Origin of the sequence: Brevundimonas vesicularis (assembly GCF_032067225.1) — a bacterium.
GTDB classification, from domain to species: Bacteria; Pseudomonadota; Alphaproteobacteria; order Caulobacterales; family Caulobacteraceae; genus Brevundimonas; species Brevundimonas vesicularis_F.
This window is the reverse complement of the sequence record NZ_DAMBJX010000081.1, coordinates 1-10,275: the sequence shown is the minus strand read 5'-3', so window position 1 is coordinate 10,275 and position 10,275 is coordinate 1. Positions and strand designations below refer to the sequence as shown.

Genomic DNA, 10,275 nt, shown 5'->3' with positions numbered 1-10,275 from the left:
AGCGTCACAAGCGCCAGTCCGACCAGGGTCAGCAGCAGACTGTGCCAGTTGGTGAAATCCAGACCGCGCAAATTCCGTCTCCGTCTCGGCGTACTGCGTGTACTTGGAGATGAAACGCGCGCCGACGCGAACGGCGCCGTGTGATCAGCCGTTCATCGCCGCGAACGCCTTCGCTGAAAAGGCCGACAGCGGCTGGGGAAGGTCGTCCAGCGCGAACCAGCCGATCTCCGACAGCTTGTCCGGCTCGGTCAGCGTCGGCTCGCCGGTGAAGTCCCGGGTGACATAGATCAGGGAAACCCAATTCTGGCCGTCGGCCGGAATGATCTCTTCGGCCAGGCACAGGAAATCGACCGCGCCGATCTTCAGCCCGCTCTCCTCCTCGGCCTCGCGCCGCGCGGCGTCGATGGAGCGCTCCATCAGGTCGACCTTGCCGCCGACGATGTTCCAGAACCCGGCCTCGGGCGCCTTCAGCCGCTTGCACAGCAAGACCCGCCCGTCGGCGCGCTGGATCACCAGGCCGCAGCCAACGCCGGGAAAGTCCACGCCCGGCTTCGAAGTCACGCCTTGGGCGCGTCCACGGAGGGGTAGAAGGTGTAGCTCAGGGTGATGTCGCGCGCGCCCTTGGCCTCACGGTCCGTGGCAAGTTCGGGGGCGATGAAATATTGGACCGGGAACTGGCGCGTCTCGCCCGCCGCCAGCGTCTGATCGGTGAAGCAGAAACATTGCAGCTTCTGGAAATACGGCCCCGTCTGCTCGGGCGAGACATTGTAGCTGGCGCGCACCTGGATCGGCTTGTCCGAAGTGTTGGTCACGTCGAAATAGGCTAGGCCCGTCTCGCCGATCCGCACCCGCTGGGTCGACTGTTCGGCGCGGAAGGTCATCGGCACGCCGCGCACATTGGTGTCGAACCGCACCATGACCGTCTCGTCCAGCACGGTGTCGGAGGCCTTGTCGGCCTTCATCGTGGTGCCACCGAAACCCGTGACCTGACAGAACATCCGATAGAGCGGCACCGCCGCGAACGCCGCCCCGGTCATTCCCATCACGCCGAAGACGCAGATGATGGCGATCAGATTCTTGCGGCCCGCCTTCATGGCTGGGAGGTCTCCACCGCTGTCGCCAGCGCGCGCTCGGCCGCCTGGTTCTGTTGCAGGCGCAGCACCGTGGTGGCGAACACCAGCACGATGAAGGCCACCAGCGCCGAGGCGATCCATACGTTGCGACGCTTGCGCGCGCGAAGTTCCTCAGGCGTCAGACGCATGGTTTTACGCTCCCAGACCGGACAGGGCCTCGACCAGCAGCGCTGAGAACAGCGCCATCAGATAGAGGATGGAAAAGGCGAACAGGTCCCGCGCCGGTTTGGCCTGGACCTTGACGTCATACAATGCGGCCTCGCGTCCCACGGCCTCGGCCTTGTCCGGCTCGTCGCCGGCGCGCGAGCGATAAAGGCGCACCGCCAAGCCCAGGAAGCCCAGGCCGCCCGCGACCGACACGACCAGATAGATGATCCCGCCCAGGCCCGCGAAGGCCGGGGCGATCGCGACCGGCACGAAGACAAGGGTGTAGAGCAGGATCTGCAACCGCGTGGACTTGGCGCCCTTGGCCACCGGCATCATCGGAATGCCCGCCTTGGCGTAATCGCCGGCCGAATACAGCGCCAGCGCCCAACTGTGCGGCGGGGTCCACAGGAAGATGATGAGAAACAGCAGCCACGCCTGCCACGGCGCATGGCCCGTCGCCGCCGCCCAGCCGATCACTGGGGGAAAGGCGCCCGCCGCGCCGCCGATGACGATGTTCTGGGGCGTCCGCCGCTTCAGCAGCAGGGTGTAGAAGCCGGCGTAATAGACGATGGTCATGGCCAGCAGACCGGCCGCCAGCCAGTTGGTGTTCATCCCCAGCAGCATGACCGAGAACAGGCTCAGGATGACGCCGAAAGCCATGGCGTCGTTCTTGCGCACACGTCCCGCCGCCACCGGCCGGCCGCGCGTGCGCCGCATCAGGGCGTCGGTCTCGCCTTCCAGCGCCATGTTCAGCGCCCCGGCCGCCCCTGCGCCCACGGCGATGCACAGGATGGCGATGGCCGCGACCAGCGGATTGACCGATCCGGGCGCGACGGTCAGCCCGGTCGCGGCGGTGAACACCACCAGCGACATCACGCGCGGCTTCAGCAGCTGGAAGAAATCCTCCGGCTGGGCGGTCGAGAGAACGGGGCGGGTCTGAACTTCGGTCATCGGTGAGGGCCGCATAGCATACCCAAATGAAGAAGGCCGCCCCTTCCGACGGAAAGAGCGGCCTTCGATTTCATATTGCTGGAAAGGCTTAGTGCTCTTCCGCCTTGATGACCGGCAGTTCGTTGAACTGGTGGGCCGGGGGCGGCGAGGACAGGGTCCACTCCAGGGTCGTGGCGCCTTCGCCCCACGGATTGTCGACGCCCGGACGACGACGGATCGCCGCCTCGGCCAGCATGATCAGGAAGACCAGCACGCCGACCGCCGTGATCGCATAGCCGATCGACGAGACGTGATTCCACAGGGTGAAGGCTTCCGGATAGTCGATGTAGCGACGCGGCATGCCCTGCAGGCCCAGGAAGTGCTGCGGGAAGAACACCAGGTTTACGCCCACGAACATGATCCAGAAGTGGGTCGCGCCCAGGAACTCGTTGTACTTCACCCCGAACATCTTCTCGAACCAGTAGTAGAAGCCCGCGAAGATCGCGAAGACGGCGCCCAGCGACAGCACGTAGTGGAAGTGCGCCACCACATAATAGGTGTCGTGCAGGCTGTAATCGATGCCGGCGTTCGACAGGACCACGCCGGTCACGCCGCCGACGGTGAACAGGAAGATGAAGCCGATCGCCCACAGCATGGGCGTCTTGAAGCTGATGGAGCCGCCCCACATGGTGGCGATCCAGCTGAAGATCTTCACGCCCGTCGGCACCGCGATGATCATGGTGGCGGCAATGAAATAGGCGCGCAGATTGATGCTCATGCCGACCGTGTACATGTGGTGGGCCCACACGATGAAGCCGACGAAGCCGATGGCCACCATGGCGTAGGCCATGGCCAGATATCCGAACACCGGCTTGCGGCTGAAGGTCGAGACGATGTGGCTGATGATGCCGAAGCCCGGCAGGATCAGGATGTACACTTCCGGGTGACCGAAGAACCAGAACAGGTGCTGGTACATGATCGGGTCGCCGCCGCCGGCGGGATCGAAGAAGTGGGTGTGGAAGTTGCGGTCCGTCAGCAGCATGGTGATGGCGCCGGCCAGCACGGGCAGCGACAGCAGCAGCAGGAAGGCGGTGATCAGCACCGACCAGGCGAACAGCGGCATCCGGTGGATGGTCATGCCGGGCGCGCGCATGTTCAGGATGGTGGTGATGAAGTTGATCGCGCCCAGGATCGAGCTGGCGCCCGCGACGTGCAGGGCGAAGATGGCCAGGTCGAAGGCGGGGCCGACGTGGCCCGTGGTCGACAGCGGCGGATAGGCCGTCCAGCCCCCGCCGAAGCCCTTGCCCGGTCCGCCGTCGGTGAACATCGACAGGATCAGCAGGCACCAGGCGGCGACCAGCAGCCAGAACGAGATGTTGTTCATGCGCGGGAAGGCCATGTCCGGCGCGCCGATCATGATCGGCACGAACCAGTTGCCGAAACCGCCGATCATGGCGGGCATGACCATGAAGAAGATCATGATCAGGGCGTGGGCCGTGACGACGGCGTTATAGCCGTGCTTGGACTGCTCAACGAGACCCAGCAGCTGGATCGACGAGCCTTCCTTGAAGATCTGGATGCCCGGCTCGGCCAGTTCCCAGCGGATCAGGCCCGACAGGGCGCCGCCCACGATGCCCGCCATGATGGCGAACATCAGATACAGGGTGCCGATGTCCTTGTGATTGGTCGACAGGAACCAGCGGGTGAAGAAGCCCAGCTTGTGGTCGTGATGGTGGTCGTCGTGAGCGTGACCGATGTGGGTCGCGTCGCGGGTTACGGTAGCGTCAGCCATGTGTCTCTGTTCGCCTCTTACTGGGCGGCCGGCGCGGCGGACGCCGCGGCGGGAACGGGTTGGTCGGCGGTGGCGCCGACGGGGGCGGCGACCGGGGTCGCGGCATCGGCGGCGGGCGCGGGCGCAGCAGCAGCCGGAGCCGCGGCGGGGGCGGCGACCTTGGGCGTCATCGAACCGCCCTTGGAGGCGATCCACTGTTCGAACTGGGCCTGGGTCACGACCCGGATTTCCAGCGGCATGAAGGCATGGTCGACGCCGCACAGTTCCGAGCACTGACCATAGAAGACGCCGGTGCGCTCGGCCTTGAACCAGGTGGTGTTGATGCGGCCGGGAACGGCGTCGGTCTTCAGGCCGAACGCCGGCAGGGCGACGGCGTGGATGACGTCCGAGGCGGTGATGACCAGCTGGACCGTCTTGCCGACCGGCACGACCATCGGCTCGGTCGCGGCCAGGCGATAGGGCACGCCCTTGGCCTTGGCTTCCTCTTCCGGGAGCATGTTGGAGATGTATTCCGCGACGCCCTGGTCCGGATACTCATAGGCCCAGTTCCACTGGTTGCCGGTCACCTTCACCGTCAGGTCCGGCGACGGCATGTCGTGATAGGCGAACAGCAGGCGGAACGAGAACAGGGAGATGAAGACCAGGATCAGCACCGGCAGCACGGTCCAGATGATCTCGATCGTGGTGTTGTGGCTCCAGCGCGCGGGCGTCGGATTGGCCTTCTTGTTGTAGCGGAACACGATCCACGCCAGCAGGCCCAGCACCAGCAGGGTGATGGCCGTGATGATCGGCATCAGGATCACGTCGTGGAAGAAGTGCGCATCATGCTTCAGCGGCGACGCCGCCGGTTGCAGCGTGATGCCGCCCGGGGTCGGCTGACCCATCAGGTCCTGCGCCCACGTCGGCGCCGCAGCGAACATCGCCAGTCCGGCGCCCAGAACGATGGAGGACGCGCAAGTCGCGGCCTTCTTCAACGTCCCTTGGGCTCGCTTGCCCATCCCCATATGAGACTTCCCCATAAAACCGTTATGCAGCAGGCACTTGCGAATGGCTCGCAAGAGATCACGCTGGCGCGATTCCCACGCCCGGCGTTCTCGGTCACCTATCGGATCGCTTTCGGCTTGCCAAGCGATCAACGGCGCTCAGGCCGCAAAGCCGCCTTCAGCCGGCCTCGATTAAATCGCTGTCATGTTTCGATAGCTACCTTGCGTCACAAGATACCTTGTCGTAGTCAATGGTCATCAACGGGAGAGCCGAGGTGCCAGAAACCATCGAGATACAGCTGAAGAAGGGCGTGTTGGGGCTTTGCGTCCTGGCCCTGCTGAACCGGGCGGACAGCTACGCCTACGAGATCGCCAGCCGCCTGTCGGACGCGATCGATATGGGGGAAGGCACGATCTACCCCCTGATGCGCCGCATGCAGTCCGAAGGACAGGTCGAGACCTATCTGGTCGAATCCTCCGCCGGGCCGTCACGCAAATACTACCGACTGACCGAAGCGGGCCGGGGGGCCCTCGCCGCCCAGACTGCCGAATGGTCCGCCTTCACCAAGGCCGTCGACGCCATCGTGGCGAACGACGCCGATCAGGGAGCCGCTCAATGACGCGCGCCGAATTCATCGATCGTCTGAAGGAAGGCCTCGTCGGCCTGCCGACCACGACCGCCAACGACATCATCGCCGACTATCAGACCCACTTCGACGACGGCATCGCCGCCGGCCGCACCGAGGCCGAGGTGGCCTCCGCGCTCGGCGATCCGGTCCGCCTGGCTCGCGAGCTCAAGGCCGAGGCCGGCATCCAGCGCTGGCATCAGGAGAAGAACCCCTCCGCCGCCGCCGGCGCCGTCTTCGCAGTCCTGGGCCTGGGGGCGCTGGACATCCTGATCCTCCTGCCCCTGCTGATGGGCGTGATCGGGACCGTGTTCGGCTTCTTCATCGCCGCCATCGCACTGTTCATCGCAGGCGGCGTGATCATGGTCGCCGGCCCCTTCGCCGGCTTCCCCGGCGGGCCGTTCGCGGCGATCCTGATGGGGCTGGGCCTGATGGCCGGCGCCGTCTTCATCGGCGCACTCCTGACCATCTTCACCATCTGGCTGGTCAACGGCGTCGTCTGGTTCGCCCGCCTGCACTACCGCCTGCTGAAGCCGGCGCTTGAGCCGACCAGCGTTCAATCCACCTCGACCTCGGGAGCTTCGGCATGATCCGCACCCTGTTCATCATCGCCGGCGCCGCCCTGGTGCTGTGCTTGGTCACCGTCGGCGGCGCGCTGGCGATCGGCGGCCACGACCTCCAGCGCCACGGCTGGGCCTGGACTATCAAGGACCGCGACGGCGAGACCATACGCTTCGAGCGGGTCAAGGGCGGCGGGACCGACGACCTCGGCCCGCTTACCACCCGCACCCTGCCTTGGACCGGCGGTGAGACCCTGACCGTCGATTCCAGCATCGACGTCGACTATGTCCAAGGTGACGCCAACACCGTCGTCATCACCGGGCCCAAGGGTCTGACCGACCGTGTCCGTCTGGTCGACGGCCGCCTCGATCTGGGCGACGGCGACGAGCGGGTCGTGTTCGGCTGGAGCAACGGCAACTTCTCCGCCCGCTCCGAGCGCGACGAACTGAAGGTCGTCATCACCGCGCCCAAGGTGAACCGCTTCAACGCCAAGGGCTCGGGCGACCTGCAGATCACCGGCTATGACCAGCCGTCCCTGGCGCTCGACATCGCCGGCTCGGCCGAGGTCACCGCCTCGGGCCGCACCGACGAGCTGAAGCTGGACATCGCCGGCTCGGGCGATGCGTCCCTCGGCGACCTGGCGACCCGCGACGCCTGGGTGGACATCGCCGGCTCCGGCGACGCCCGCATCGCCCCGACCGGCGACGTCAAGGTCGCCATCGCCGGCTCCGGCGACGTGGCCCTGGCCACCCGCCCCGCCAACCTGAACAGCACCGTCTCCGGCTCCGGCGACGTCTATCAGGACTGACGATCGCGCCGATCACTGTGGAAAGGGGCTGGGTTCACCAGCCCCTTTTTTCTGGGCGCCCGCCTTGGAAACGGGGAGCGGCGCCTTCACCCCTCGGGCCCTACGCGCTAAGTCAGCTGCATGACTTTCGCTCCCCTCCCCGACGCCGGCGCCAACTGGGTCGATCGGCATGCGCCGGAGGGGCTGAAGCCGTGGTTGAAGCTGGGGCGGTTCGATCGGCCCATCGGCATCTGGCTGCTGCTGCTGCCCGGCTGGCAGGGGATCGCGCTGGCCTTGGCGCAGTATCGGCAAAGCCCCGGCTTTTATGATCTGTGGCTGTTCGTCGGTTTTGCCATCGGCGCCTGTCTGATGCGGGCGGCGGGGTGCGCCTTCAACGATATCGTCGATCGGGATTTCGACGCCCAGGTCGCCCGTACCGCCCAGAGACCCATTCCGTCCGGCCGCATCTCGGTCAAACAGGCCTGGGCCTTCGTCGTCGCGTGCAGCCTGATCAGCCTTTTGGTCCTGCTGACCCTGCCGACCGTCGCCATCGGGCTGGGCGTCGGGTCGCTGGCCCTGGTCGCGGCCTATCCCTTCATGAAGCGGATCACCTGGTGGCCCCAGGCCTGGCTTGGCCTGACGTTCAACTGGGGGGCCCTGATGGGGTTTGCCGCCGCCCTGCCCTTGGCGGCGGCCACCTTGCTGCTGCCCGCCGATCTCGCGGGCGAGTTCCGGCCCTTTCTGTGGTCCCCGGCCAGAGACAGCGGCCACGCGATCGCCCTGGCCTGGCAGGCCTATCTTCCCGCCATCCTGCTGTGGATTGGCGGCGTCTTCTGGACCCTGGGCTACGACACCATCTACGCCCTGCAAGACATCGAGGACGACGCCATGATCGGCGTGAAGTCCTCGGCCCGCCGCCTGGCCTCGGCCGTGCGGCCGGGCGTGGCGATCTTCTATGGTCTGGCGGTCGCGCTCGCTGCCTTGACGGGCCTGTCCGCAAATCTAGGTCCAATGTTCTGGCTCGGACTGCTGATCTATGCCGCTCATCTGGCGCGTCAGGTCGTGCGGCTGGACCGCAACGACGGCGCCCTGGCGCTGAAACTGTTCAAGTCCAATCGCGAGGCCGGCCTGATCCTGCTGGCCGCTATCGCTCTTGGCTCAATCTCCCTGTGATCCCCCCGATGATGGAGTTTCCCATGTCGCGCACCGCCCGCACCCTCCTGTTGTCCGCCGCAGTCGCCGCCACGCTTTCCGCGTCTCTGGCCGCCTGCCAGCGCAAGGAAGACAAGGCCCAGGCGCCGGCCGCACAGGCCCCGGCCGCTGCGCCGGCTATGTCGAGCACCCCCGTCGGCTATGACAGCAAGACCCCCTATGCCGCCGTCAAACTGACCCTGCCCCAGGCGATCAAGACCACGCCCGCCCTGCACGCCGCCCTCTATGCCGACACGGTGCGCGATCTGAAGCAGTTCGAGGAAGGCGCCCAGGCCGATCTCAGCGAGGCCGGCGGCGGCCCTAACCCCTATGAAAAGACCATCGCCTTCGCGCCCGGCGCCGAGACTGGCAAACTGGTCAGCCTGGCCCGCACCGATTTCGAGTTCACCGGCGGCGCCCATCCCAACACCAGTTTCGACGCCGTCATCTGGGACAAGACGACCAACAAGCGGCTGGGCTTCGCCGACCTGTTCCGGCCGGGCGCCGACCTGTCGGTTCTGGACAAGGCCCTGTGCGCCGCCGCCAACGCCGCCAAACAGGCCCGCTCGCCGGGCTCGGAGGCCGCGACCCTGGACGGCAAGATGTGGACCTGCCCCAAGGCCGTCTCGACCCCGTTCGTTCTGACGCCGGGCACGACGCCGGGCAAGGCGGGCGGCGTGACCTTCCTGATGGGCCCCTATCAGATCGGCCCCTATTCGGACGGCCCCTACTGGATCGCCCTGCCCCAATCGGCCTTCCGCGCCCTGCTCAACCCCGCCTACGCCGACCAGTTCGACGGCGCCCCGGTCAAGGCCGGCGACGTGACGCCGAAGAACGGCTGACGGCAACACCCTCCCCGCGCGCGGGGAGGGTGTCACTCACTTCGCCAGAAACGCGTCGACCAGCTCGGCGAACCGCTCGGGCTGGTCCGCCATGATGAAATGCCGCGTTCCATCGACGCGGATCAGGGTCACGCCGGGCAAGGCCGCATACTCTCGCGTCCACATCGCATCGGCCACCGCCGCGGGCGCCCCACCGTCCGCATCGGCGGCGTAAAGCGCCGTCACCAGCGTCGTCATGGTCGCCAGCCCCAGCCGGGCATCGGTGGTCATCACATCCTTCATGGCCGATGCCATCGCGTGACGGTCGGTCGCCAACGACCAGGCCACGATCCGCGCCTGTTCCGACGGGGTTCGCGACAGCGCCTGCGCCGTCGCCGCCTGCTGGGTGCGGAAGCTCGCTGTGTCCGCAGACAGGATCATATTGGCCGCCTGATCCGCGAACGGTCGGGCGCTTTCGGCCGTCGCGGTTGGCCCGAACATGGCGCTGTAGAAGGGCAGCGAGTCGACCGTCATCACCCGCCCGACCAGATCCGGCTGCTGCTGCGCCAGCAAAAGTCCGCTCAGACCGCCCATCGAATGGCCGATCACCGCCGGCCGATCCAGCCGCGCCTGACGGATATAGCGCGCCAGTTCATCCACCTCGGGCTGGACGAAGGCGCCGTCGCCGTGCGTCCAGGGTTCGCCGGCGAAACCCGCCAACTGCACCAGATGTACTCTGTGCGACGCCTTCAGCCGATCCGCTGTCGCTCGCCACACTTCACGCGAAGACGCCAGTCCGGGGATCAGGATCACGTCGGGGCCTTGGCCCACCACCTCGACCGACAGGCGGTCCGAGGTGAAAGGCGCGGCGGAGGAAGCCACAGGTGGCGCGGCTTGGGCTCGGACCTGATCGCTGGCCACGGCGCAGGCGATCACGACGCCCAGGATGACGGCAAGGCGCGACGGGGCGAAGACGCCCCGGCAAGGGCGAATGACGTTCGACATCACAGTCTCCAATTGTAAGGTTATTCTGACTTTTGGGTCAGCCCGCGTGCGGGTTTTCAAAGATCTCTTCGACCGGCCGCTCGAACACGGCGGCGATCCGGTAGGCCAGGTCCAACGACGGATCGTGCCGCTCGGTCTCCAGGGCGATCACCGCCTGACGCGAGACCCCCAGCGCCTGACCCATCTGTTCCTGGGTCCAGCCGCGTTCGACGCGCAGAAGCTTGAGGCGGTTCTTCATCGGCTGCTCCGGATGAAGGGTGAAACGACGCCGTAGAGGCCCCAGAAGACCGGCACGATCA

The 10,275-nt window shown here is 66.5% G+C and carries 13 protein-coding genes; 5 read left to right on the top strand and 8 right to left on the bottom strand.

From position 1 onward, the window contains the following. Window positions 1-144 precede the first annotated feature (144 nt). The 6 genes from RT123_RS14660 to coxB all read right to left on the bottom strand — a co-directional run bounded on the left by RT123_RS14660 (window position 145) and on the right by coxB (window position 5,000). Entirely contained in the window at window positions 145-543 is a 399-nt protein-coding gene (locus RT123_RS14660; RefSeq protein WP_313009901.1) for an NUDIX domain-containing protein, read from the bottom strand. A 14-nt stretch (window positions 544-557) separates the two neighbouring features. Next, the gene (locus RT123_RS14655; RefSeq protein WP_017505722.1) at window positions 558-1,094 is read right to left on the bottom strand and encodes a cytochrome c oxidase assembly protein; all 537 of its coding nucleotides are present in this window, start codon (window positions 1,092-1,094) and stop codon (window positions 558-560) included. Beyond that, on the bottom strand, window positions 1,091-1,261 hold the full coding sequence (locus tag RT123_RS14650) for a hypothetical protein (protein WP_017505721.1): 171 nt from the start codon (window positions 1,259-1,261) through the stop codon (window positions 1,091-1,093). Before RT123_RS14650 ends, RT123_RS14655 begins: the two co-directional genes overlap by 4 nt. 4 nt (window positions 1,262-1,265) lie before the next feature. Next, complete coding sequence (gene cyoE, locus RT123_RS14645; RefSeq protein WP_313009899.1) at window positions 1,266-2,231, bottom strand: heme o synthase; 966 nt, start codon at window positions 2,229-2,231, stop codon at window positions 1,266-1,268. A gap of 88 nt (window positions 2,232-2,319) precedes the next feature. Beyond that, window positions 2,320-4,002, bottom strand: a complete 1,683-nt coding sequence (gene ctaD / locus RT123_RS14640) for a cytochrome c oxidase subunit I (protein ID WP_055753981.1) — start codon at window positions 4,000-4,002, stop codon at window positions 2,320-2,322. Window positions 4,003-4,019: 17 nt separating this feature from the next. Then, window positions 4,020-5,000 carry a cytochrome c oxidase subunit II gene (gene coxB / locus RT123_RS14635; RefSeq protein ID WP_055806299.1) on the bottom strand — a complete coding sequence of 327 codons (981 nt, stop codon included), beginning with the start codon at window positions 4,998-5,000 and terminating at the stop codon, window positions 4,020-4,022. Window positions 5,001-5,260: 260 nt separating this feature from the next. On the opposite strand from coxB, the gene RT123_RS14630 reads away from it, so the two are divergent. From RT123_RS14630 to RT123_RS14610, 5 genes are all read left to right on the top strand, one after another. Next, complete coding sequence (locus RT123_RS14630) at window positions 5,261-5,605, top strand: PadR family transcriptional regulator (RefSeq protein ID WP_039244893.1); 345 nt, start codon at window positions 5,261-5,263, stop codon at window positions 5,603-5,605. Beyond that, window positions 5,602-6,201 (top strand): HAAS signaling domain-containing protein, encoded by a 600-nt coding sequence (locus RT123_RS14625; RefSeq protein ID WP_313009897.1) that lies wholly within the window; start codon window positions 5,602-5,604, stop codon window positions 6,199-6,201. Before RT123_RS14630 ends, RT123_RS14625 begins: the two co-directional genes overlap by 4 nt. Further along, window positions 6,198-6,980 carry a GIN domain-containing protein gene (locus RT123_RS14620; protein ID WP_313009895.1) on the top strand — a complete coding sequence of 261 codons (783 nt, stop codon included), beginning with the start codon at window positions 6,198-6,200 and terminating at the stop codon, window positions 6,978-6,980. Before RT123_RS14625 ends, RT123_RS14620 begins: the two co-directional genes overlap by 4 nt. 120 nt (window positions 6,981-7,100) lie before the next feature. Continuing rightward, a complete protein-coding gene (locus tag RT123_RS14615; protein WP_313009894.1) occupies window positions 7,101-8,132 on the top strand; it encodes a UbiA family prenyltransferase in 1,032 nt (343 codons plus the stop codon). 23 nt (window positions 8,133-8,155) lie between these two features. After that, window positions 8,156-8,992, top strand: a complete 837-nt coding sequence (locus RT123_RS14610) for a DUF3298 domain-containing protein (RefSeq protein ID WP_313009892.1) — start codon at window positions 8,156-8,158, stop codon at window positions 8,990-8,992. Between the two features lie 36 nt (window positions 8,993-9,028). Here the strand turns inward: RT123_RS14610 and RT123_RS14605 are convergent, their stop codons facing one another. Together RT123_RS14605 and RT123_RS14600 are read right to left on the bottom strand one after the other, a co-directional pair. Then, the gene (locus RT123_RS14605; protein WP_313009889.1) at window positions 9,029-9,976 is read right to left on the bottom strand and encodes an alpha/beta hydrolase; all 948 of its coding nucleotides are present in this window, start codon (window positions 9,974-9,976) and stop codon (window positions 9,029-9,031) included. A 37-nt stretch (window positions 9,977-10,013) separates the two neighbouring features. Further along, complete coding sequence (locus RT123_RS14600; protein WP_039244155.1) at window positions 10,014-10,214, bottom strand: helix-turn-helix transcriptional regulator; 201 nt, start codon at window positions 10,212-10,214, stop codon at window positions 10,014-10,016. Window positions 10,215-10,275: the final 61 nt, after the last annotated feature.

Bases quoted from the DNA above. Each gene is read 5' to 3' on its own strand.
- RT123_RS14605 (WP_313009889.1), bottom strand. From the start codon at position 9,976: ATGTCGAACGTCATTCGCCCTTGCCGGGGCGTCTTCGCCCCGTCGCGC.
- ctaD (WP_055753981.1), bottom strand. From the start codon at position 4,002: ATGGCTGACGCTACCGTAACCCGCGACGCGACCCACATCGGTCACGCT.
- RT123_RS14620 (WP_313009895.1), top strand. From the start codon at position 6,198: ATGATCCGCACCCTGTTCATCATCGCCGGCGCCGCCCTGGTGCTGTGC.
- RT123_RS14655 (WP_017505722.1), bottom strand. From the start codon at position 1,094: ATGAAGGCGGGCCGCAAGAATCTGATCGCCATCATCTGCGTCTTCGGC.
- RT123_RS14600 (WP_039244155.1), bottom strand. From the start codon at position 10,214: ATGAAGAACCGCCTCAAGCTTCTGCGCGTCGAACGCGGCTGGACCCAG.
- coxB (WP_055806299.1), bottom strand. From the start codon at position 5,000: ATGGGCAAGCGAGCCCAAGGGACGTTGAAGAAGGCCGCGACTTGCGCG.
- cyoE (WP_313009899.1), bottom strand. From the start codon at position 2,231: ATGACCGAAGTTCAGACCCGCCCCGTTCTCTCGACCGCCCAGCCGGAG.
- RT123_RS14610 (WP_313009892.1), top strand. From the start codon at position 8,156: ATGTCGCGCACCGCCCGCACCCTCCTGTTGTCCGCCGCAGTCGCCGCC.
- RT123_RS14615 (WP_313009894.1), top strand. From the start codon at position 7,101: ATGACTTTCGCTCCCCTCCCCGACGCCGGCGCCAACTGGGTCGATCGG.
- RT123_RS14650 (WP_017505721.1), bottom strand. From the start codon at position 1,261: ATGCGTCTGACGCCTGAGGAACTTCGCGCGCGCAAGCGTCGCAACGTA.
- RT123_RS14625 (WP_313009897.1), top strand. From the start codon at position 5,602: ATGACGCGCGCCGAATTCATCGATCGTCTGAAGGAAGGCCTCGTCGGC.